Source organism: Amycolatopsis sp. NBC_01488 (assembly GCF_036227105.1).
Lineage (GTDB): Bacteria > Actinomycetota > Actinomycetes > Mycobacteriales > Pseudonocardiaceae > Amycolatopsis.
Window position 1 is genome coordinate 9,040,742 of sequence record NZ_CP109434.1, and the last position, 21,879, is coordinate 9,062,620.

Genomic DNA, 21,879 nt, shown 5'->3' on the forward strand with positions numbered 1-21,879 from the left:
CGCTTCCGGACAGCAAGAAGCCCCGGCGGGCTCACCCGCCGGGGATCAGACCGGGATCACTCCCCCGGGCGCAGCCCGTCGAAGATCTCCTTGCAGGCCGGGCAGACCGGCGACCCGGGCTTCGGCGACTTCGTCACCGGGAAGACCTCGCCGCAGAGCGCTACCACGTGATTGCCCATGACCGCGCTCTCGGCGATCTTGTTCTTCTTCACGTAGTGGAACATCTTCGGGGTGTCGTCGTCGGTGGTGTCCGTGCCCTCGGGCGTGGTCTCCGGCTTCGTCAGCGTCTCGGTGCTCACGCGACCATTGTGCCCGAGTCCCGCCGAACCTCGTACGAAAGCCCCTCGACCTGGCAGGATCGGCGGCATGTTCCAGAAGGTGCTCGCGACGTTCGGCTCGGGCGGGGCGAAGATCGACGCCCGCCTGCTCGACCGGACCGCCTCTCCCGGCCGCCCGCTGCACGGCGAGGTGCTGCTGGCCGGCGGCGAGGTCGACCAGGAGATCAAGGGCCTCGCGGTGACGCTGCTGGCCCGCGTCGAGGTCGCCGGCACGGACAAGACCGAAGACCTCCCGTTCGGCTCCCAGCAGCTGGTCGGGAACGAGCTGATCCGCGCCGGCCAGCAGGTGCGCATCCCGTTCGAGGTGCCGCTGCCGTGGGAGACGCCGGTCACGAGCGTCTACGGCCGGCCGCTGACCGGCATGGCGGTCGGCGTCCGGGCCGAGCTGGACCTCGCCGCCGCCGTGTCCGACCCGTTCGACGCCGACGCCGTCGCGATCGAGCCGCTCCCCGCGCAGAAGCGGGTCCTCGACGCGCTGAGCCGGACCGGCTTCACCTTCCGCGAAGCCATCCTCGAGCAGGGCCGGATCAACGGCGCCCAGCAGCAGCTGCCCTTCTTCCAGGAGATCCGCTTCACGCCTTCGCCGCGCTTCGCGAGCGTGTTCTCCCAGCTCGCGGTGACGTTCCTGGCGTCGTCGAGCCGCACGGACGTCGTCCTCGAGGTCACCAAGCGGGTCCGGGTCAGCAAGACCGGCGGCTTCGGCGGGCGCGGGCAGGACTTCCTCGGGATGTTCACGATGAAGCCGGACGTGAACTGGGAGAAGCAGCTCGAGGACTGGCTCGACCTCCTTGCCCGCCCGCGCGGCATCTTCGACTGATGGCCACGCCCCGCGCCGAGCGGCCGCACATGCCCGGCTACGGGATCGCGGCCGAGCGCGCGGGGCTGTTGCCCTGGTCGTGGGCGGAGACGCGGCTGCGGGAGTCGCACGACTTCTGGCTGGCGACCGTGACCCCCGGCGGCCGCCCGCACCTGATGCCGGTCTGGGCGGTGTGGACCGGCGAGGTGCTGTGGTTCTCCTCGTCGCTGAGGTCGGTCAAGGCGCGCAACATCGCCGCGGGCTCGGCGGTGTCGATCGCGACGGAAGACCCGTACGAGCCCGTCGTCGTCGAAGGGACCGCCGAGATCGTCACCGACCCGGCGGCGTTGCGCTCATTCCTCGACGCGATGAACGAGAAGTACGCGACGGCGTACGACATCGCGTTCCTCGACGCGGACGTCAACGCGTCGATGCGGCTGCGGCCGGAGAAGGCGTTCGGCTTGCGGGAGAAGGACTTCACCGCTACGCCGACGCGCTGGACGTTCTCGTGAAGTGGGCCGACGCGATCACCGTCCTGGGCGGCGTGTCCGATGCGTGGTCACGGCTCGAAGCCCGCTATCGCGAACCCCATCGCCGCTACCACACGCTGGACCACGCGGCCGCCGTCGCGCGCGACTCCGCCTGGCTGGCCGCGGATCTCGGCGAGGTCGACCGGGCGCTGGTCGCCGTCGCGGCCTGGACGCACGACATCGTGTACGACGCGAAGCCCGGCGACGACGAACGCGCCAGCGCGGCTTGGGCCCGCGAAGCGCTGGCCGGAGTCGCCGAAGCGCACGTCGAGCGCGTCGAAGGCCTCATCCTCGCCACGATCAAGCACGTCGCCCCGGCCGACGACGACATCGCCACCGCGCTCCTCGACGCCGATCTCGCCATCCTCGGCGCGCCGAAGGAGCTGTACTCGACGTACACCCGCGGAGTGCGCGAGGAGTACGCGAAGTACCCCGACGACGTCTGGCGCGAAGGCCGCATCGCCGTCCTCGAGGGCATGCTGGCCCGGCCGCTCTACCGCAGCGAAGCCGCGCGGGCACGCTGGGCGAGCGCCGCGGAAACTAACCTCGCGGCCGAGCTGACCCACTGGCGCCGCGAGCGGGACGATCACCGATGATGGTTCCTCGTGACCACCCCACTCCACCTGCACGAAGAGATCGCCTCGGCGCTGCGTGACGGGCACCCCGTCGTCGCGCTGGAGAGCACCATCCTGTCCCACGGCCTGCCGCCGGGCCGCAACCTCGACGTCGCCCGCCGCCTCGAGCGCGTGGTGCGCGACGGCGGCGCCGTCCCGGCCACGATCGCGGTCCTCGACGGCCGCGTCGTCGTCGGCCTCTCCCCCGCCGAGCTCGAGCGCGTCTGCGCACCGGACGCCGGCCTCGACAAGCTGTCGCTGCGCGACCTCGGCCCGGCCGTCGGCCTCGGCCGCTCGGGCGCGACGACCGTGGCGAGCACGTCGGCGCTGGCCGCGGCGGCCAGCATCGGGATGTTCGCCACCGGCGGGCTCGGCGGCGTGCACGTCGGCGCGGCGCAGTCGTGGGACGTCTCGGCGGACCTCGGCGTGCTCGCGAAGGTGCCGACCGTCGTCGTCTGCTCCGGCGTGAAGTCGGTGCTCGACATCCCGGCGACGCTCGAGGTCCTCGAAACGAACTCGGTGCCGGTGCTCGGCTACCGCACCGACGACTTCCCGGCGTTCTACCTCCGCTCGTCGGGGCACGCGGTCGGCTGGCGGGTCGACGACCCGAAGCAGGCCGCCGCGGTGGTCGCCGCACACCGCGCGTACGCGGATTCCGGTGTCCTGCTGGCGAATCCGATCCCCGCAGAGTCCGAAATGGACAAAGAGCTGCACGACCGGCTGCTCGCCGAAGGCCTCGCGCTCGTCGCCGAGCGGGGCGTGCACGGCGCCGACGTCACGCCGGTGCTGCTGGAGCACTTCCACACCGCCAGCGAAGGCGTGAGCATCGACGCGAACGAAGCGCTGGTGCTCAACAACGCGAAGCTCGCGACCGAGGTGGCGGTGGCGCTGACATGACCGGCATCGTGGTGGTCGGCGACGCGGCCCTCGACGTGATCGCCCGGCACGACAAGCCGTTGCCCCACGGCGGTGACGCCCGGGCGAAGATCCGGTTCACCGGCGGCGGTTCCGGCGCCAACACGGCGCTGTGGCTGCGGCACCTCGGCGCGGAGACGACGCTGGTCGCGCGGATCGGCGACGACCCGGGCGGCCGGCTGATCCGGGCCGAACTGGAGGCCGCGGGCGTGCGGTGCGCGTTCGCGATCGACGCCGAGGCGCCGACGTGCTGCGTCGTGGTGATGGTCGACGGGTCCGGGCAGCGCAGCATGCTCGCCGACCGCGGCGCGAACCAGCGTTTCGCCCCCGAAGACGTCACCCCCGAGGCCCTGTCCGGCGCTCGGCACCTCCACTTGTCGGGGTACGTGCTGCTCGACCCGCCGTCGCGCGCGGCGGGACTGGCGGCACTGGCCGCCGCGAAGGAAGCCGGGCTGACGACGTCGGTCGACCCGCAGGCGGCCGCGCACATCACCGACCCGGCCGCGTTCCTCGACGACGTGCGCGGTGTCGACCTGCTGCTGCCGAACACCGAGGAACTGGTGGCACTGACCGGGTCCGCGGACCCGGCGTCGGCGAAGGAGCTGCTCGGCACGGTCGGCGCGGTGGTCGTCACCGCCGGGCTCGACGGCGCCGGCTGGGTCGACGCGGGCGGCGTCACGAGCGTGCCCGCCGTCGAGGCCGAGTGCCTCGACTCGACCGGCGCGGGCGACGCGTTCGACGCGGGCGTGCTCACCGGCTGGCTGGCCGGGGAGTCCACTGTGGACGTCCTGCGGCGGGGGACGCGACTCGGTGCGCTGGCGGTCGGGAAGGTGGGCCCGCAGCCGGTCTAGCCGTCGATCACCCGGTGGCTGGTGCCTTCGATCGCCTTCGCCTCGGTCTGGTAGCGGTTGACGTTCTCGGACTTGCGGGGCGGGCGGTCGTTGGCGATCAGCACCGCGATCCACGGCAGCGGCACCGAGATCGCGAGGAACCCGAGCGCCAGCCACCACACGTGGTAGGTCAGGCCGGCCGCGATGAGGCACGGGATGCGGCAGCACATCATGATGACGTACTTGCGCTTGCGGGCCTTGAACTGCTCTTCGTACGACGGGGCCGCCCCGGTGATCAGCACCGGGTCCGAGTCGTTGGCGGGCATGGTCACTGCACCACCTCCGCGATCCATCGTCCCACCTGTGCCGCTCATCCGACACCTGGGTGGGACAACCGGCTCAACGCGGCGGCGGCGAGCGTCTCGATGCCCGTGCGCAGGGTCGGGTGCAGCACCGGGGCGAAGCGCGGCGAGTGGTTGGACGGGATGTCGCGCTCGAACCGGCCCTCGGTCATCGCCGTGATGACCGTCTGCGGGTCGAAGCCGCCGACCAGCCAGAACACCGACGGGACGCCGGCCGCGCGGCCGAACTCGCTGAAGTCCTCGCTGCCGGTGACCAGCGGCGCCGGCAGCACCGCTTCGGCGCCGAAGTGGCCGCGGAAGACCTCGGTGAGCGCGTCGTTGGCGGCTTCGTCGTTTTCGGTGATCGGGTAAGAGCCGGAGCGGACGATCTCGGGTGGCTTCGGCGCGCCGGCCGTGGCGGCCTCGCCGCTGACGATCCGCTCCACCGCGGCGAGCACGCGCTCCCGGACGGCCTGGTCGAAGGACCGGACGTTCACCTCGAGCACGGCGTCGTCGGCGATCACGTTGCTCGCGGTGCCCACGTGCAGCGAGCCGACGGTGACCACCGCCGAGTCCGTGGCGGCGATCTCCCGCGAGACGATCGTCTGCAGCTTGAGCACCACGGACGCGGCCAGCACGGCCGGGTCGACGGTCGTCTCCGGGCGCGAACCGTGCCCACCGCGGCCGTGGAGCGTGATGCGCAGGGTGTCCGTCGCGGCCATGATCACGCCGGGCCGGGTGAGCACCCAGCCGGCCGGGCCGGGCACCAGGTGCTGGCCGAACACGACGTCGGGTGTTCCGGCGCGGTCGAAGAGGCCGTCGCGGACCATCCGGGCGGCGCCGCCCGCGCCCTCCTCCCCCGGCTGGAAGACCACCTGCAGCGTGCCGGACCAGGTGTCACGGCCCTTCGCGAGCAGCGCCGCGGCGCCCGAAAGCCAGGTGGCGTGCATGTCGTGCCCGCAGGCGTGCATGACCGGGACGTCCTTGCCGTGCTCGTCGGTGCCACGCTCGGTGCTCGCGTACGACAGCCCGGTCTTCTCCTCGACCGGCAGCGCGTCGATGTCGGCGCGCAGCAGGACCGTCGGGCCCTCGCCGTTGCGCAGCACGCCCAGCACCCCGGTGCCGGCGATGCCGGTGTGCACCTCGTAGCCGTCGCGCTCCAGCCGCCGGGCCAGCTCGGCCGCCGTCCGGGTCTCGGCGAAGGACAGCTCGGGGTGCCGGTGGAGGTCGATGTACAGCGCTTCGAGCTCGGGCAGCGCCGCGTCGAGCGGGGCGAGGACGCGTTCAAGGGTCACGGGGGCCATCGTGGCAGCATTACCCACCGTGAGCACGCGAAGCGTACTGCCCGACCTGTCCGACGACGTCTGCGCGCGGCTGCGCGAGGCCTTCCGGCGCACCTCCTACGACGCCGACGGCGTGGTGGCCGCCCTCGGCGGGACCGCCCACGCGGCGCTGGGCCGCGGCGAGCCGGTGCCAGCCGAGCGTGCGAGCCGCGACGCGGGCGACCTGGGCACGCTGATCCGGCTGTTCCTGCTGGGTGGGACCGAGCCGGAGACCGCGGTCAAGGCCGCCTTCGCGCCGCTCTCCCCCGAAGACGCCGTGGCCGCGGGGGTGCTCGACGCCGTCGACGGCGGCTACCGCGCGGCGCTCGACATCCGCCCGCACGGGGACGACGAAGGCTCCTGGTGGGTCGTCTCCGACCTCGACGCCGACGTGCTGGGCAGCACCGTGCCCGAGGACCACGTGCTCGGCGTCGGCCACGCGTCGCTGTCGCTGATCCGCGCGACCAGCCGCCGCCCGGTCGGCACCCTGCTCGACCTGGGCACCGGCAACGGCGTCCAGGCCTTGCACGCGACCCGGCACGCCCAGCGCGTGACCGCCACGGACGTCTCGGCGCGAGCCCTTGCCCTGGCCGCGGCGACGTTCCGGCTGAACGAGCTGGCCGTCGAGCTGGTCCGCGGCGAGTGGTTCGCGCCGGTCGCGCGGCGGAAGTTCGACCAGGTCCTCTGCAACCCGCCGTTCGTGGTCGGGCCGGCCCGCGTCGACTACACCTACCGCGACTCCGGCCTGGCCGGTGACGACGCGAGCGCGCTGGTCGTCCGCCAGCTGCCGGGCTTCCTGAACGACGGCGGCGTCGGCCAGCTGCTGGCCTCGTGGCTGCACACCGGGAAAGAGGACTGGGCCGACCGGGTGAGCCGCTGGCTCCCGGCCGAGACCGACGCCTGGTTCGTCCAGCGCGACGTCGCCGACCCGGCGCTCTACGTCGGTACCTGGCTGCGCGACGCGGGCCTCGACCCGCGCTCGCCGGAAGGCCGGGCGAAGGCCGCCGCGTGGCTGGACTGGTTCGCCGCGAACGACGTCCGGGGCATCGGCTTCGGTTTCGTCACGCTCCGGCGCGCGGCCGGGGTCACGCCGACCGTGGTCTGCGAGGACCTGCGGCAGGCCTACGACGACCCGCTCGGCCCGGAAGCGGCCGGCTGGCTGGACCGCGTCGACTGGCTGCGCAATTCCGGTTCACTGCTCGATGTCCGTTTTGTGGTGCCCGACACGGTTTTGCTGGAAAGCGTCGAAGAACCGGGCGACGAAGGCTGGACGACCACCATCCGGCGGCTGCACCGCACCGACGGGCCGGGCTGGCAGCACGAGGTCGACGACCTGGCCGCGCAGCTGCTGGCCGGCTGCCGCGGCGCGCTACCGCTGGAGGACCTGATCGAGCTCCTCGCGTTCTCGCAAGGGCTCGAGGCGGAGGAGCTGGCCGCCACCGCGCTGCCCGTCGTCCGCGAACTCGTCCGGCACGGGATGCTCGTCCCGGCGACTCGGTGAGGGCGGTCGCGGCCCGGGTGACCCGGGCGGACGTGACGGTCGACGGCGAGGTCGTCGGGGCGATCGGCGGACCGGGTTTGCTTGTGCTGCTGGGAATCCACGTGGACGACGATGCGGCGAAGGCCGCCGTGATGGCGCGCAAATTGCACGAGCTACGCGTGTTGCGCGACGAGGAATCATGCGCCACCGCGAATGCGCCGCTGCTCGTGGTGAGCCAGTTCACGCTCTACGGCGACACGAAGAAAGGGCGCCGGCCGTCGTGGACGCGGGCCGCCCGGCCGGAGGCCGCCGAGCCGTTGGTGGACGCCGTCGTGGCCGAGCTGCGCGGCCGCGGCGCCACCGTCGCGACGGGCCGTTTCGGGGCGATGATGGCGGTCTCGAGCGTGAACGACGGTCCGTTCACGGTTCTCGTAGAGGTCTAGACCACCTCTCCCCGGTTCACATCCTGACCCGATTCACATGGGATTCTCAGGTTCTCCGATCACGGACCGTTCTCAGCAAAAGCTCAGCAATGGTGGAGCAACCGGAGCGCGCCGGCAGCCGTCTCCTTTTCAGGCGAGCCGGGAACGTTTTGGAAACCCGGAGCGTTGTGCCAGATGTCCAGCCAAGCCGGCCGGACCGGCGTACCGGGTTCCACAGGCCCCGGTCCGCGGGTACGCACCCGGTGGGACGACCGCAGCAGCACGTTCAGCCCGTGACCGGGGAGGCAGAATGTCAGTCCAGACTCTCGAACGCGAGTCGCGCGGGATTCGCGAGCGCATCCCGGCTCAGGTGTCCGAGGAGCCGGCCGTGAGCGTGGGGGCGCTCACCGACGCAGACCTCGACGCCCAGAGCCCCGCCGCCGACCTCGTGCGTGTCTACCTCAACGGCATCGGCAAGACGGCGCTGCTGTCCGCGGCCGACGAGGTCGAGCTCGCCAAGCGCATCGAAGCCGGCGTCTTCGCCCAGCACATGCTGGACACCGGGGAGAACCTCACCCCGAAGCGCCGCAAGGAGCTGTCCGCGCTGGTCCGCGACGGGCACGTGGCCAAGAACCACCTGCTGGAGGCCAACCTCCGCCTGGTGGTCTCGCTGGCCAAGCGCTACACCGGCCGGGGGATGCCGCTGCTCGACCTGATCCAGGAGGGGAACCTGGGCCTGATCCGCGCGGTGGAGAAGTTCGACTACTCCAAGGGGTTCAAGTTCTCGACCTACGCGACCTGGTGGATCCGCCAGGCCATCACCCGGGGGATGGCCGACCAGGGGCGCACCATCCGGCTCCCGGTCCACCTGGTGGAACAGGTCAACAAGCTGGCCCGCATCAAGCGCGACCTGCACCAGCAGCTGGGGCGCGACGCGACGCACGAGGAGCTGGCGGCCGAGTCCGGCATCCCGGCCCACAAGATCTCGGACCTGCTCGACCACTCGCGTGACCCGGTGAGCCTGGACATGCCGGTCGGCGCCGAGGAGGACGCCCCGCTGGGCGACTTCATCGAGGACTCCGAGGCGACCGACGCCGAGAGCGCCGTGATCTCCGGCCTGCTGCAGGACGACCTGCGCCGTGTCCTGGCGACGTTGGACGACCGCGAGCAGCACGTCATCCGCCTGCGCTACGGCCTCGACGACGGCCAGCCGCGCACGCTCGACCAGATCGGCAAGCACTTCGGGCTGTCCCGCGAGCGCGTCCGCCAGATCGAGCGCGAGGTCATGTCGAAGCTGCGTCAGGGCGAGCGCGCGGACCGGCTCCGCGCCTACGCCAGCTGATCCACCTCCGGAGCGGGGCGGGTGCGCACACCGTGCGTGCCCGCCCCGCTTTCGTGTCCGCGTCCGCAAGCCGGTGACCAGGCGTTCGGCCGGGCCGGAAAATTCTTCACGAAAGCCGGGTTTCGTCGCGCACGAGCGTGGGTAGCAACCCTGCGCCAGCACCCGTTCGGCAGCGTTGACTTATGACCTGCGTCACGACAGCCTCGAAGTGCCGGCGCAGGCCTCGCGACCGGATGTGCACGCATCCGGGAGCTTTCCCCGGGAGGTCGGGTCCGTCGGGGTGGACCCGGCCTCCCGACCAGCTTCGCCGAGCCACGGCCGGCCCAGGATGCGCGTGGGGCGGGTGGGTCAATTCACAGTGATCGCATGCCTCTTCGGCGTGGCCGCTCCCGCTGCGTAGGGTGGACCGATCCCGGAGCTGGCAAAGGAGCCTGGCAGTGCCGTCCACCACCACGTTTCAGCACACCGAAGTCCTCCCCCTCGGCAAGGACACCACCACCGAGTACCGGCTGGTCACCGACGAGGGCGTCGAAACCGTCGAAGCCGCCGGGCGGACGTTCCTGAAGATCGATCCCGCGGCGCTGACCACCCTCGCGCGCACCGCCATCACCGACATCCAGCACCTGTTGCGCACGTCACACCTGCGGCAGCTGCGGGCCATCGTCGACGACCCCGAGGCCTCCGGCAACGACCGGTTCGTCGCGATGGACCTGCTGCGCAACGCCGCGATCTCCGCCGGGGGCGTCCTGCCCATGTGCCAGGACACCGGGACCGCCATCGTCATCGGCAAGCGCGGCGAAGGCGTGCTCACCGGCGGAGACGACGAGCGCGCCCTCTCGCAGGGGATCTTCGACGCCTACCAGCAGCTGAACCTGCGGTACTCGCAGATGGCGCCGGTGAACTTCTGGGACGAGCGCAACACCGGGACCAACCTGCCCGCCCAGATCGAGCTGTACCACAAGGAGGGCGACCCCTCCTACGAGTTCCTCTTCATGGCCAAGGGCGGCGGCAGCGCCAACAAGACGTTCCTCTACCAGGAGACCAAGGCCGTCCTGAACCCGAAGCGGCTCGCGCGCTTCCTCGACGAGAAGCTGCGCAGCCTCGGCACCGCGGCCTGCCCGCCCTACCACCTCGCGATCGTCGTCGGCGGGATGTCCGCCGAGTTCAACTTGAAGGTCGCGAAGCTCGCTTCGGCACGCTATCTCGACAACTTGCCGACCGAGGGTTCCGAGCTGGGGCACGCCTTCCGCGACCGGGACCTCGAGCAGCAGGTCCTCGAGATGACCCGGCAGTTCGGCATCGGCGCGCAGTTCGGCGGCAAGTACTTCTGCCACGACGTCCGCGTCATCCGGCTCCCCCGCCACGGCGCGAGCTGCCCGGTCGGCGTCGCCGTTTCCTGCTCCGCCGACCGCCAAGCCAAGGCGAAGATCACCGCCGACGGCGTCTTCATCGAACAGCTCGAGCGCGACCCGGCCCGCTTCCTCCCCGACGTCACCGAGGAAGACCTCTCCGACGACGTCGTCACCGTCGACCTCAACCGGCCGATGGCCGAGATCCGGGCCCAGCTCTCGCAACTGCCGGTCAAGACGCGCCTTTCGCTCACCGGGCCGCTCGTCGTCGCGCGCGACATCGCGCACGCGAAGATCGCCGAGCGCCTCGACGCCGGCGAGGAAATGCCGGACTACCTGAAGAACCACCCCGTCTACTACGCCGGTCCGGCCAAGACGCCCGAGGGCTACGCGTCCGGCTCGTTCGGGCCCACCACGGCCGGGCGGATGGACTCCTACGTCGAGCAGTTCCAGGCCGCCGACGGCTCACTCGTCATGCTGGCCAAGGGAAACCGCTCGAAGCAGGTGACCAGCGCGTGCCAGGCGCACGGCGGGTTCTACCTCGGCTCGATCGGCGGCCCGGCCGCCCGGCTCGCGCAGGACTGCATCAAGAAGGTCGACGTCCTCGAGTACGCGGAGCTCGGCATGGAGGCCGTCTGGAAGATCGAGGTCGAGGACTTCCCGGCGTTCATCGTCATCGACGACAAGGGCAACGACTTCTTCGCCAGCACCGGCGATCCGGTGCTGCAGATCAGCTTCCGGTAAAACCGGGGAAGGGGACACCGGCCCGCCGCCGATGTCCCCCTCCTTCCCTGCTCCCTCAGCCGACGCGCTCGATCCGCGCGTGCCGGATGAGGAACTTTCCGGGCTCCCGAACCTGTTCGAAGGCCGCGTTGTTGAGCAGCGCGCAGCTGCCCGACACCGAGGTCACCTCGACCGTCGTGGACTTCGAGTTGTCCAGGTTGGTCACCTTCAGCTTCGTCCCCGCCGGGAACTGGTTGCTCGACGCGGCCGGCGCGCCGGCTTCGCCCGAGAGCGTCACCGTCGAACCGGCGCACACGACGTTGCCGGTCGCGCCGGTGGCCACTCCGGCCTGGTTCGGCTGCTGCTTCTGCGGCGCGGGCGCCTGCTGCGCCGGAGCCTGCGCGGCGGGAGCCTGCTGGGCCGGGGCCTGCGCGGCCTGGCCGTTGTTCGCGACGACGTTCGCCGTGCAGCCCGCGACCTGCCGCCGCTGCTGGATCAGGTCGACCACCGCCTGCCGGTTGGCGATCCGCGCGGCCGACTGCGCGTCCGGGTTCGCCTGCTGGCCCGCGATGAAGTTCAGGTTGTTCTGCAGTGCGGTGTCGAGCCCGCCGCAGTTCTCCTTGGGCGCTTCGGCCGCGTTGCCCGCGGGACTGCTCAGCGCGATGGCCGTCGCGGTGATGCCGGAAACACCCAGCAACGCGGCCAGGCCGACGGTCGCCTGCTTGCGGTGCCGACCACTGCTCAAGCGGGGCATCTGCCCCTCCTTTCTGATCACCACCTCACTCATGGATACGGCTCGGTAACAGCGGCGGTTCACCGGAATTCACCCGAGTTTCGACGACTTCGACGGCAACTGGTCCGGACCACTCGCGGTCCGGCAGGCGTGCACCAGCGGCTGGGCGGCCGTCAGGCCACCGGGGCGTCGTCGTGGTCCGGACCACCCGCCCGCGCGGCGGTCGCCAGGGCCCAGCGGCCCGTCGTCACCAGCCCCAGCAGGAACACCAGCACGCCGCAGCCCGCGACGATCGCCCACACCGGCCGGCCCGTGCCCGGCGGGGTCCCCGCGCTCCCCGCCACGACCGCGCCGATCACCGCCACGCCCAGTGACGTCCCCACCTGGCGGCTCGTCGACGCGACCGCCGCCGCGAGGCCGGCCTGCTCGCGCGGCATCCCGGACACCGCCGCGTTCGTGATCGGCGCGTTGAGCAGGCCGTAGCCGACGCCGAAGCACACGTAGCCCACCACCAGCAGCGAAATGGGCGTGGCCGGGCCGATCCCGGCCAGCACGACGCCGGCCGCGGCGATCCCGGCGCCGGCGATCAGCAAGGGCAGCCGCGGGCCGCGCGTGCCGGTCAGCCGGCCCGACAGCGGTGCGCCCACCGCCGTCAGCAGCGCCATCGGCAGGGTCAGCAAACCCGCGTGCAGCACCGAAAAGCCGCGGGTCTCCTGCAGGTAGAGGGTGGTGAGGAACAGGAAGCCCGACAGCGCCGCGAACCCGGCGACCGCGGTGAGCGTCGCGCCGGAGAACGGCACGCTGCGGAAGAACCTCAGCTCCAGCAACGGGTCCCGCCGCCGGCGCTCGTACGGCAGCAGCACCGCCAGCGCCGCCGCGGCCACCCCGAAGCAGCCCACCACCACCGGCGCGCCCGAGCCCCGGCCTTCGATGATCCCGTACGTCAGCGACGCCAGCAGGACGATCACCAGCAGCTGCCCCACCGGGTCGAGGCGGCGCGGGCGCGGCGCGCGGGACTCCGGGACGAACAGCGCCGTCAGCACGATCGCGGCGACGCCGACCGGGACGTTGATCCAGAAGATCGAGCGCCAGCCCGCCCAGGCGACGAGGACGCCGCCGAGCACCGGACCCACCGCCAGGCTCAGCCCGTTGACCCCGGCCCAGACGCCGATCGCGCGGGCGCGGTCACGCGGATCGGTGAAGACGTTGGCGACGATGGACAGCGCGACCGGGTTGAGCATCGAGCCGCCGATCGCCTGCAGCGCGCGGAAAGCGACGAGCAGACCGATGTTCGGCGCGATCCCGCACAGCAGCGAGCCGAGGCTGAACAGCGCGAGCCCGGTCTGGAACGTCCGGCGCCGCCCGATCCGGTCCGCGGTGGAGCCGGCCAGCATGAGCAGGCTCGCCAGCACCAGCGTGTACGCGTCGATCGTCCACTGCAGACTGGACACCGACGCCCCGAACTCGTGGCGGATCGACGGCAGCGCGAGGTTCACGACCGTGTTGTCGAGCCCGACGATGAACAGGCTCAGGCAGCAGATGGCCAGGACCAGCCGCCGCCGCACCGGCTGCGGCACCGCACTCCCCAACTAGTTGCACCGACAATATTAAGCACTGTACAACTAACTGGGTGCAGCCCTGGTCAAGCGGGGAACAGCTCCCCGAGCCGGGCCAGGGTCTTCTCGATGCCCTCGGCGTTCTTGCGCGGGAACGGGCTGAGGCTGATGGCGAGCGGGAACTTCGCCGTCGACCAGTCGAAGGTCTCGGTGACCTCGGTGCGGCCGTCGTCGAGGGGTTCGAGGCGCCAGCGCCAGCGGTGCCCGTTGAAGTGGCGCCAGGCGATCAGCCTGCCCTCTTCGAACTCGACGACGGTGTTGAGGATCTGGTACGACGCGCCCAGCTTCATGTCCATGCCGAACCGGGCGCCGAGCGCGAGCCGGTCCGGGCCGCCGGACCGGGCGGCCCGGACCGTGCCGGATCCGTCGATGAGCGGGTGCTGAGCCGGATCGGCCAGGAGCCCGAAGATCTTCTCCGGGGTCGTGGCGACGATCGCGGTGCGTGAGACCTGGCGGCTTCCCATCACCCGAGCCTAAAGCAGGGTGATCACTTCGTCGGCGTGGTCCTCAGCACGACCGTGCGCTGGTCCAGCGGCGCGGCCAGCGCGACCGAGAGCACCGGGTACCGGATGTCCATGGTGCACATCTGGCCGGTCTGGGCCTTGGTCTCGCTCAGGTTGACCACGACGTGGTCGGCGGCCTGCTCGGTCGCCTCGCCGAGCGCGTGGCCGCAGCCGCCCTCCTGGGCGCGGATGTTGAGGATGGTGCCGCCGTTGGCCGTCCACACCTCGTGCGGGTAGCCCGCGGGCAGCGCCTTCGCGTCGATCTTGTTCGGCGGCACCGGGGTGCTGCCCTCGGGCACGGTCAGCCGGGGCTTGCCCGGCGGGTTGGCCGAGGGCGACGCCGGCAGCACCGACTCGCTCGGCGACGTCGAGACGCTGCCGGTCGGGGCCGCGGAGGTCCCCCCGGCGGCGGGCTGGCCGATGGGCACGTTCTGGCCGGCGCAGGCTGTCGCCATCAGCAGGATCGCGCCTGTCCCGGCCACCTTCGCTAAGTACCTCATGTCCCGAAGACGGAACGGGCCCTGCATCGGGTTGCACGAAAGATCCGGTGCTTCCCGAGTGGCGCTTTCCCGGGAAAGCGCTCCTGAGAAGGGGCCGGACGTGGTCTGGGAGGGCGTCCCCGGGCATCCCGGAGCCGCCCTCCCAGCGTCGGAAGCGCCGTCAGCCCTGGCGGAGCACCACCGTGCGCGTCCCGAGCGGCGCGGCCAGGGCCAGCGGGACGCTGATCTCCTTGATGTAGTCCGGGCACATCTGCCCCTTCTTCGCCGCGGTGACGGCGACCAGCACGACCACCTGCTGCGGCGTCTGGTCACCGACGTGAGCGGAGACGCGGCGGCACCCGCCCTCCTCCGCCTGGAGGATCAGCGTCTTGCCGTCGGTGCTCCGGGTGAGGCTGCGGGGATAGCCCTCCGGCAGCCCGCGCGCGTCGACCTGGGACTCCGCGAGCACGTCGTCGCCCGGGGCGATGCCCTGTGTCGGGCGCCCGACCGTCTGCGACGGCGGCGGCGCGACCGACGGCGAACCCGGCACCGAGGACGAAACCGACGTCGTCTCCGGCCCGGTGCTGCTCCCGGCGGGGGCAGCAGTGTTGGCCGCCCCGCACGCCGTCAGCGTGAGGAGCAGCAGACCCGTACCCAGCAGTGTGCGCATACCTGCCAGACGGACCGGCCGCCGAAACGGTTGCATCTAGCGATGGGCCGCCCGGCCGCGGACCAGGCCCAGCAGCACCACCCCGGCGAGGGTGACCCCGAGCAGCACGACCGTGGCCGCCGAGGCGAGGAACACCTGGCCCCGGTCGGTCAGCGCGAAGATGCTCGCCGGGAGCGTGCGCCAGTCCGGCGGGTACAGCATCATCGTCGCGCCCAGCTCACCCATCGACATCGCCAGCGCGAGGCTCGCCGACGCCGTCATCGCCGGGAGCAGCACCGGGACGCGCACCCGCAGCACCACCCGCGCGGGGGACGCTCCCAGCGACGCCGCCGCCTGCGCGAGCAGCGGGTCGACGCGGGCCAGCGCGGCCGAGACCGTGCTGTAGGCGAACGGCAGCAGGATCAGCAGGTGCCCGAGCAGCACGATCCAGCGCGTCCCGTTGAACGCCAGCGGCGGCCGGCTGAACGCCACCAGCAGCGCCAGTCCCAGCACCACCGACGGCACCGCGATCGGCAGGTGGAACAGCGTGTCGGCGACCTGCCGAACCCGCTTCGGCGCGGCCTCGGCCGCCAGCGCGGCCCACGTGCCGAGCAGCACCGCCGCGGCGCCCGCGAGCACGCCCGTCTGGATGCTCACCGACAGGCTGGCGAACGTCTCTCCGGACAGCGCGTCGGCGTAGTGCCCGAGGGTCGGTCCGCCCGGCAGCACGCCCGTCCAGTGCCCGGCGAACGACGCGAGCACGATCATCACCAGCGGCGCCGCCACGACCACGGCGAACACCACGCCGAACACCAGCCACAGCAGCACCTTGCTACGCCGCGTCCACAGCAGCACCGCGACCCCTCCCCGCCAGCACCCGGTAACTCCCGTACAGCAGCAGCGAAATCGCGACGTCGACCAGCGCGACGACGCTCGCCGCCGGGAAGTCGAACGTGACGATCCCCTTGCCGTAGACCAGCATCGGCAACGTCGTGACGCCCTTCGCGCCGAGGAACAGCACGATGCCGAACTCGTTGAGCGCCAGCAGCAACGTCAGGCACGCGCCCGACGCCAGCGACGGCAGCGCCGCGGGCAGCACGACCCGCCACAGCACCCGGCCCGGCCGCGCGCCCAGCGACGCCGCGACGTCCAGGTGCACGCCCGGGACCTGCCCGAACGCCGCGAGCGCCGGCCGCATCACGAACGGCGTGTAGAAGGTGACCTCGGCCAGCAGCACGCCCCACGGCGAGTAGAGGAACCCACCCGCGCCGAAGACGCCCGCGCTGCCGTAGAGGAACGTGAAGGCCAGCGCGATGAGGAACGACGGGAACGCGAGCACCGTGTCGACCAGCCGTGACAGCGTCCGCGCGCCCGGGAACGGGACGAACGCGATCACCAGCGCGAGGAACGTGCCGAGCAGCACGCAGCCGGTCGTCGCGCCGAGCGCGAGCAGCACGGTCTGGATCGCGGCGTCCCGGAACTCCGCCGAGCCGAGCACCTCGGCCCAGACGCCGAGGCCGAACCCGGCGTCCGTGGTCAGTGACTGCCCGGCCACCAGGACCAGCGGATAGCCGAAGAAGACCACCACGACCACCAGCGGCGGCAGCAGCCAGACCAAACCCCGTCGTGAGTGAGAAACAGGGTTAGAACGCTGTTTCCCACTCACGACGGTCATGTGCCGACCTCGACCAGTGGGCAGCCGTCCGGGATGGACACGCCGACGGCCGTCCCGACGGAGAACGCCTCGGGCACCTCGGCGCGGATCGTCGCGCCCCCGGCCAGCTCGAGGTCGAGGCGGTAGCCGGTGCCGCGCCACTGCACCGCCCGGACCAGCGCCGGGAGGGTGTCCGCGCCGGGTTCGCCGACGCCGACGCGGTGCGGGCGGACGCCGAGCGCGACCGGGCCCGGCCCGAGCGCGCCGGTCGGCTCGGCGGTCAGCACGCGCTCGCCGAGCCGGACCTTGGCGGGCGTCCCGTCGCTGACCAGGTCGACCGGGATGAGGTTGGCCGCGCCGAGGAAGCTCGCGGTGAACTCCGAGGCCGGCCGCCGGTAGAGCTGCTCGCACGGGCCGGTCTCGACCAGCCGCGAGTCGCGCATGACGGCGATGCGGTCGGCCAGCGCCAGCGCCTCGCCCTGATCGTGGGTGACGTAGACGAGCGTGGTGTCCGGCAGCTCGGCCCGCAGCCGCAGCAGCTCGGCGATCATGTCCTCGCGCAGCGCGGCGTCCAAAGCGGACAGTGGCTCGTCGAGCAGCAGCACGTCGGGCCGAATGGCGAGCGCCCGGGCGAGCGCGACCCGCTGCTGCTGCCCGCCGGACAGCTCGCGCGGGAACCGCCGGGCGTAGCCGCCCATGCCGACCAGGTCCAGGACTTCCGCGACGCGGGCCGCCACGTCGGCCCGAGGCGACCGGCGCGCCTTCAGCCCGAAGGCGACGTTGGCGTCGACGCGCATGTGCGGGAACAGCGCGTAGCTCTGCACGACGACGCCGAGGCCACGCCGGTGCGGCGGCCGGTCGGTGACGTCCTCGCCGTTGAGGAACACCCGGCCCGCGGCGGGCCGGACGAACCCGGCGAGGGCCTTGAGCGCCGTCGACTTGCCGGAGCCGGACGGGCCGAGCAGGGCGAGGGTTTCGCCGCGGGACACGCTCAGGTCGAGCGAATCCAGCGCCGTCGTGCGTCCGAAGTGGACGGAGACGCCGCGGAACTCGACGGCCGGGGTCATCGGCCGACGGCCTTCCGGTACGCGGCCACGTCGGCGTCGAGCCTGCCGACCACAGCGGTCCAGTCCGGGGTCCAGATCTCGACGCCGTCGAGCGCGGCCTTGATCTTCGCCGCGTTCGCGCCGGTGGCGGTGACGTCGGCGCGGGCCGGGATGCCGAACGCGTCGGCGGTCTTCGCCTGGACCTCCGGCGAGAACAGGAAGTCGAGGAGCTTCTTCGCGTCGTCCGGGTGCGGCGCGTTCGTCACGAGCCCGGCGTAGTAGGGCAGGGCGAAGGTCGAGCGCCTGCCCTGGGCGTCGGCCGGGAAGAAGACGTCGAAGCCGCCGCTCTTGGCGATCTCGGCGAGGTTCATCTGGACGTCGCCGTTGGCCACCAGCAGCTCGCCCTTGGCCACCTTGGGCTGCAGCTTGCCGGTGGACGACGACGGCCCGGCGTTGTTGGCCTCGAGCTTGCCGAGGTAGTCGAGCGCGCCCTGGTCGCCGAGCACGTGCTGCAGCTGCAGGAGCACCGCGGTGCCGTCGCCGGCCTCGCCGGGCGTCGAGTACTGGACCTTGCCCTTGAGCTTCGGGTCGAGCAGGTCGTCCCAGGTCTTCGGGGTGGCGCCCGGGTTGCGGATGAAGCTCAGGTAGTTGTTCATCATCGCGAAGTAGCGGCCCTGCGGGTCCTTGTCCGGCACCTGGTCCCCGCCCGCCGGGGTGTACGGCTGCAGCAGGCCGGCGACGCGCTGGATGAACGGCGGGAGCGTGACGAGGACGTCGGCCTGGGTGTTGGCCTTCTCCTGCTCGACGCGGGAGGCGACCTCGCCGGAGCCGGCCGTGACGGCCTGGACGGTGATGCCGGTCTGCTGCTTGAACTCCGCGAACCGCGCGGTGTACCAGTCTTCCAGTCCGTCCACTGCGTACACGGTGACGGTCTTGCCGCCGGCGGACGCGGCACCGGTGCCGCCGCAGGCGGACAGCAGCGCGATCAGCGCCACCGCGAACACGGCGGCCAGGGTCTTCTTCATCGGGGTTCTCCTTCGAGCACGGCGGGGAGTTCGGAGACGGAGTCGAGGACGTGGGTGGCTTCGAGGAAGTCTTCGCGGCGGCCCGCGCCGGTGAGGACGCCCGCGACGACGGACGCACCGGCGCGCAGCCCGCACAGGACGTCCGAAGCGGTGTCGCCGACGACGGCGATCCGCCGCACGTCGGTGACTTCGAGCCGCAGCGCGGCAGTGAGCACGAGGTCGGGGAACGGGCGGCCGCGGACGCCGTCGCCGGGCGCGAGCGCGACGTCGGCGAGGCCGGCCCAGCCGAGCGCGTCGAGGATGGCCTGCTGGGTGACGGATGCGAAACCGGTGGTGAAGGCGACCTTCACGCCGCTTTCGCGCAGGCCGCGGATGACGTCCTCGGCGCCCGGGATCGGCCTGCACTCCCCCGCGCGCACGAGGTCGCCGTACGCGGCTTCGAACGCGGAATTCGCTTGCTGCGCTTCGGTTTCGGTCGGCAGGAGGGCCCGGAAGACGGTGATCTTCGACTGGCCCATCGTGTCGAGGACGTACCGCAGCATCTCCGGGTACTTCTCGCCGGGGACGCCGACGGATTCGATCGCGGCGGTGAAGGCCTGCACGACGAGGCCGTCGTCGGCGACGGTCGTGCCGGCCATGTCCAGCACGACGAGTTCGGTGGTCACAGGCCCAGCTCCGCGGCGGTGTCTTCGGCGATGGCGGGTGCGCAGGTCATGCCGCGCCCGCCCGGCCCGGTGACGAGCCAGGCGTTGTCCGCGACGCGGGCGCGGTGCACGATCCGGCCGGGGTCGGTGGTCTGCGCGTAGACGCCGGCCCAGCGGCGGCGGATCCGCGGCACGCGGCGGCCGAGCAGCGCGCCGGCGACGGTTTCGAGGTGGTCGTAGGGATCTTCGGTGACGTCGAAGGCGAAGGGCTCGGCGTACTCGTGGGTGTCGCCGATGGTGAGCGAGCCGTCGAGCCGCTGGACGAGCAGCAACTGCATGCGGTGGGCCGCGGCGGCCGGTTCCTGGGGCTGCCCGGCATTCAGCGTGTCGAGGGCCGCGCCGCGGTAGGCCGGGTAGTAGCGGAAGCTGTCGCCGTCGGCGACGCTCGTGGTGAGCTTTTCGGCCAGGGGCTCGGTCTGGGCCATCTGCAGCCGGACTTTGCGCACCGGCGGGTCGCCCGCGAGTTCGCGGACGAGCCCGCCGGTCCACGCGCCGGTGCAGAAGACGACGACGTCGCCGTCGTGCCGCTCGCCGCGGTCGTCGACGACCCCGGTGCCGGTCAGGTGCCGGACCTCCCGGCCGGGCCGCCAGGTGTAGCGGCCGGTCTTCCCGAGTTCGGCGCGCAGGGCGGGCTGCGCGGTGCGCGGCTCGACGGCGGCGTCGCGTTCGCACCAGAGGGCGCCTTCGAAAGCACCCTTCAGCGCCGGGTTCAGGTCGCGGGTTTCGGTGGCATCGAGGAGCTGGTAACCGCGTTCGGCGGCTTCGGCGCCTTCGGTGACTTCGCGCGCGACGGCGAGTTCGGCTTCGGTCCGGACGACGGTCAGCGAACCGTTGGCACGGAAGCCGAGGCCCGCGACCCGCTCGCCGATCCGCTCCCAGAAGTTCCGGGCCCGCTGGGCGGTCGCCAGCTCCCTGCCGGACGCGCGGCCGCCGACCCAGACCAGCCCGAAGTTGCGCACGGACGCGCCGCGCGCTTCGGGCTCGCGTTCGAGCTGGACGACGTCGTGGCCGCGCTCGACGGCCTGCCAGGCGTGCAGCGTACCGAGCACGCCGCCGCCCACGATGAGGATTCGCACGCCGCCCACGCTCTCCGGAGAGCGTCAACAGCCGCTGGCCCCTTGGCGAACGCGCGGTGAAAGGCCATCGAATATTGGACCGGATGAGTTACCGTCTCGTTATGTTCAGAGTCGGCCGACGGCGACGAAGACGCACACCGCGAAGATCAGGGCGTTGGCCCCGACGTTCCGCCACTCGGCCGGCTTGTGCTGCACGACCGCCAGCCGGCCGTGCATCGCCATCGCGCCCACCATCACGATCGCCAGCCCGGCCGCCGCCCAACCGGTCAGCGCCGGGGCGATCCCGAGCAGCACCGGCAGGATCAGCCCCACCACGGCGAACAGCTCGCAGATCGCGGTGAACCGGACCACCGGCAGCGGGTACGCCGCCGCGCCCGTCTGGCCGGTTTCGAGCATCCGCTGCCGCGACATCGTCGACTTCAGCGCGCCCGACAGGGCGAAGATCGCGGCCAACAACACCTGACCGGCCCACAACGCGATGTTCATGACGTCCTCCCGTTCGGTTGTGCGGGAGGAACGAGGGCGCCGCGGAGAACGTGACGCCTCAGGCGCGGCCGAGGCGGGTCACGAAGCTGAGCCGGTCACCGCGGTACAGCGACCGCACCCGCTCGAACGGCGCGCCGTCCGGACCCCACGAGATGCGGTGCATGAGCAGCATCGGCAGGGCCGGGTTGGTGCCGATGAGCAGTGCTTCGCGCGGAGTCGCCAGCACCGTCTCGACGCGCTCTTCGGCGCCGTCGAAGACCACACCGAGCTTCTCGCTCAGGCACGCGTACAGCGACTGCTCGGGGTTGAACACCTCGAGCAGCGTCGGGAACCGCTCGGCCAGGAGATAAGTCGACTCCAGCCCGACCCGCTCCTCGTCGGCCAGCAGCACCCGCTCGATGTGGATCACTTCGGCGTCCGACGTCACCTGCAGGTCGGCGGCCAGCGCGCTGCCGGCCACGCGACGCTCCAGCGTGATCACGTTGCGGCCCGGGCGGATGCCCTGCCGGCGCAGGCCTTCGGTGTAGCTCACCAGTGCCAGCGGCTGCACCAGCTTCGGGCCGGCGACGAACGTGCCGCTCCCCTGCCGCCGGCTGAGCTTGCCCTCGAGCACCAGCTCGCCGACCGCCTGCCGCACGGTCGCCCTCGACACCTCGAACCGCTCGCACAGTTCCCGTTCCGTGGGGAGCACCGATCCTTCGCCCAGTTCCGCGATCACCGCCAGCAGCTCGACCTTGACCGCGTAGTAGCGCGGAACACGGCCGTGCTCGGGAATCCCGTCGAGGACGGGACCGTCGGCGGACAGGCGGGAATGGCGTGAAGGGGCAGGCACGGAATCGACCCTATTCGCTTCCCGGTGCGCCGCGGTTCGCTGTGGTGCGTAACACGGCTGTCACACGGAGGATC

At 72.0% G+C, this 21,879-nt stretch carries 25 protein-coding genes; 9 read left to right on the plus strand and 16 right to left on the minus strand.

What is annotated here, in order from left to right; genetic code table 11:
* Window positions 1–56: 56 nt before the first annotated feature.
* Window positions 57–299 carry a DUF3039 domain-containing protein gene (locus tag OG738_RS42400; RefSeq protein ID WP_167379801.1) on the minus strand — a complete coding sequence of 81 codons (243 nt, stop codon included), beginning with the start codon at window positions 297–299 and terminating at the stop codon, window positions 57–59.
* Window positions 300–366: 67 nt separating this feature from the next.
* Here OG738_RS42400 and OG738_RS42405 point away from each other — a divergent pair, with 67 nt between their 5' ends.
* Genes OG738_RS42405 through OG738_RS42425 form a run of 5 tightly spaced genes read left to right on the plus strand, consistent with a single transcriptional unit; the run spans window position 367 to window position 4,044 of the window.
* Window positions 367–1,155 (plus strand): sporulation protein, encoded by a 789-nt coding sequence (locus OG738_RS42405; RefSeq protein WP_329049571.1) that lies wholly within the window; start codon window positions 367–369, stop codon window positions 1,153–1,155.
* Window positions 1,155–1,646: a TIGR03618 family F420-dependent PPOX class oxidoreductase gene (locus OG738_RS42410; protein WP_329049573.1), complete on the plus strand. Its 492-nt coding sequence runs from the start codon at window positions 1,155–1,157 to the stop codon at window positions 1,644–1,646. Before OG738_RS42405 ends, OG738_RS42410 begins: the two co-directional genes overlap by 1 nt.
* A complete protein-coding gene (locus OG738_RS42415; RefSeq protein WP_329049574.1) occupies window positions 1,643–2,260 on the plus strand; it encodes an HD domain-containing protein in 618 nt (205 codons plus the stop codon). The genes OG738_RS42410 and OG738_RS42415 overlap by 4 nt, the downstream gene beginning before the upstream one ends.
* A 9-nt stretch (window positions 2,261–2,269) precedes the next feature.
* Complete coding sequence (locus OG738_RS42420; RefSeq protein WP_329049575.1) at window positions 2,270–3,175, plus strand: pseudouridine-5'-phosphate glycosidase; 906 nt, start codon at window positions 2,270–2,272, stop codon at window positions 3,173–3,175.
* Entirely contained in the window at window positions 3,172–4,044 is an 873-nt protein-coding gene (locus OG738_RS42425) for a carbohydrate kinase family protein (protein WP_329049576.1), read from the plus strand. The genes OG738_RS42420 and OG738_RS42425 overlap by 4 nt, the downstream gene beginning before the upstream one ends.
* Here OG738_RS42425 and OG738_RS42430 read toward each other — a convergent pair.
* Together OG738_RS42430 and OG738_RS42435 are read right to left on the minus strand one after the other, a co-directional pair.
* Window positions 4,041–4,376, minus strand: coding sequence for a DUF3099 domain-containing protein (locus OG738_RS42430; RefSeq protein ID WP_329049577.1), 336 nt, complete (start codon window positions 4,374–4,376; stop codon window positions 4,041–4,043). The genes OG738_RS42425 and OG738_RS42430 overlap by 4 nt on opposite strands.
* Window positions 4,377–4,393: 17 nt before the next feature.
* The gene (locus OG738_RS42435; protein WP_329049578.1) at window positions 4,394–5,659 is read right to left on the minus strand and encodes an amidohydrolase; all 1,266 of its coding nucleotides are present in this window, start codon (window positions 5,657–5,659) and stop codon (window positions 4,394–4,396) included.
* 28 nt (window positions 5,660–5,687) lie between these two features.
* Here OG738_RS42435 and OG738_RS42440 point away from each other — a divergent pair, with 28 nt between their 5' ends.
* From OG738_RS42440 to OG738_RS42455, 4 genes are all read left to right on the plus strand, one after another.
* Window positions 5,688–7,187 (plus strand): DUF7782 domain-containing protein, encoded by a 1,500-nt coding sequence (locus OG738_RS42440; RefSeq protein WP_329049579.1) that lies wholly within the window; start codon window positions 5,688–5,690, stop codon window positions 7,185–7,187.
* Window positions 7,184–7,609 (plus strand): D-aminoacyl-tRNA deacylase, encoded by a 426-nt coding sequence (gene dtd / locus OG738_RS42445; protein ID WP_329049580.1) that lies wholly within the window; start codon window positions 7,184–7,186, stop codon window positions 7,607–7,609. Before OG738_RS42440 ends, dtd begins: the two co-directional genes overlap by 4 nt.
* Before the next feature lie 289 nt (window positions 7,610–7,898).
* On the plus strand, window positions 7,899–8,930 hold the full coding sequence (locus OG738_RS42450) for a sigma-70 family RNA polymerase sigma factor (RefSeq protein ID WP_329049581.1): 1,032 nt from the start codon (window positions 7,899–7,901) through the stop codon (window positions 8,928–8,930).
* A gap of 437 nt (window positions 8,931–9,367) precedes the next feature.
* Window positions 9,368–11,023 carry a fumarate hydratase gene (locus tag OG738_RS42455; RefSeq protein ID WP_329049582.1) on the plus strand — a complete coding sequence of 552 codons (1,656 nt, stop codon included), beginning with the start codon at window positions 9,368–9,370 and terminating at the stop codon, window positions 11,021–11,023.
* 55 nt (window positions 11,024–11,078) lie between these two features.
* Here the strand turns inward: OG738_RS42455 and OG738_RS42460 are convergent, their stop codons facing one another.
* From OG738_RS42460 to OG738_RS42520, 13 genes are all read right to left on the minus strand, one after another.
* On the minus strand, window positions 11,079–11,756 hold the full coding sequence (locus OG738_RS42460; RefSeq protein ID WP_329049583.1) for a hypothetical protein: 678 nt from the start codon (window positions 11,754–11,756) through the stop codon (window positions 11,079–11,081).
* Window positions 11,757–11,908: 152 nt separating this feature from the next.
* Window positions 11,909–13,312: an MFS transporter gene (locus OG738_RS42465; protein ID WP_329049584.1), complete on the minus strand. Its 1,404-nt coding sequence runs from the start codon at window positions 13,310–13,312 to the stop codon at window positions 11,909–11,911.
* 65 nt (window positions 13,313–13,377) lie between these two features.
* Window positions 13,378–13,815, minus strand: coding sequence for an SRPBCC family protein (locus OG738_RS42470; RefSeq protein WP_329049585.1), 438 nt, complete (start codon window positions 13,813–13,815; stop codon window positions 13,378–13,380).
* A 23-nt stretch (window positions 13,816–13,838) separates the two neighbouring features.
* A complete protein-coding gene (locus tag OG738_RS42475) occupies window positions 13,839–14,354 on the minus strand; it encodes a hypothetical protein (RefSeq protein WP_329049586.1) in 516 nt (171 codons plus the stop codon).
* Window positions 14,355–14,514: 160 nt separating this feature from the next.
* The gene (locus OG738_RS42480) at window positions 14,515–15,003 is read right to left on the minus strand and encodes a hypothetical protein (RefSeq protein WP_329049587.1); all 489 of its coding nucleotides are present in this window, start codon (window positions 15,001–15,003) and stop codon (window positions 14,515–14,517) included.
* A gap of 36 nt (window positions 15,004–15,039) precedes the next feature.
* Complete coding sequence (locus OG738_RS42485; protein WP_329049589.1) at window positions 15,040–15,837, minus strand: ABC transporter permease; 798 nt, start codon at window positions 15,835–15,837, stop codon at window positions 15,040–15,042.
* Window positions 15,815–16,657, minus strand: a complete 843-nt coding sequence (locus tag OG738_RS42490; RefSeq protein WP_329049590.1) for a 2-aminoethylphosphonate ABC transporter permease subunit — start codon at window positions 16,655–16,657, stop codon at window positions 15,815–15,817. The genes OG738_RS42485 and OG738_RS42490 overlap by 23 nt, the downstream gene beginning before the upstream one ends.
* Window positions 16,654–17,703 carry an ABC transporter ATP-binding protein gene (locus OG738_RS42495; protein WP_329049592.1) on the minus strand — a complete coding sequence of 350 codons (1,050 nt, stop codon included), beginning with the start codon at window positions 17,701–17,703 and terminating at the stop codon, window positions 16,654–16,656. Before OG738_RS42495 ends, OG738_RS42490 begins: the two co-directional genes overlap by 4 nt.
* Window positions 17,700–18,707, minus strand: coding sequence for a 2-aminoethylphosphonate ABC transporter substrate-binding protein (locus OG738_RS42500; protein WP_329049593.1), 1,008 nt, complete (start codon window positions 18,705–18,707; stop codon window positions 17,700–17,702). Before OG738_RS42500 ends, OG738_RS42495 begins: the two co-directional genes overlap by 4 nt.
* Complete coding sequence (locus OG738_RS42505) at window positions 18,704–19,372, minus strand: phosphonatase-like hydrolase (RefSeq protein WP_329049595.1); 669 nt, start codon at window positions 19,370–19,372, stop codon at window positions 18,704–18,706. The genes OG738_RS42500 and OG738_RS42505 overlap by 4 nt, the downstream gene beginning before the upstream one ends.
* Window positions 19,369–20,487 carry a TIGR03364 family FAD-dependent oxidoreductase gene (locus OG738_RS42510; protein ID WP_329049596.1) on the minus strand — a complete coding sequence of 373 codons (1,119 nt, stop codon included), beginning with the start codon at window positions 20,485–20,487 and terminating at the stop codon, window positions 19,369–19,371. The genes OG738_RS42505 and OG738_RS42510 overlap by 4 nt, the downstream gene beginning before the upstream one ends.
* A 105-nt stretch (window positions 20,488–20,592) precedes the next feature.
* Window positions 20,593–20,973 (minus strand): DoxX family protein, encoded by a 381-nt coding sequence (locus OG738_RS42515; protein WP_329049597.1) that lies wholly within the window; start codon window positions 20,971–20,973, stop codon window positions 20,593–20,595.
* A 58-nt stretch (window positions 20,974–21,031) separates the two neighbouring features.
* Window positions 21,032–21,805, minus strand: coding sequence for a GntR family transcriptional regulator (locus tag OG738_RS42520; protein ID WP_329049599.1), 774 nt, complete (start codon window positions 21,803–21,805; stop codon window positions 21,032–21,034).
* Window positions 21,806–21,879: the final 74 nt, after the last annotated feature.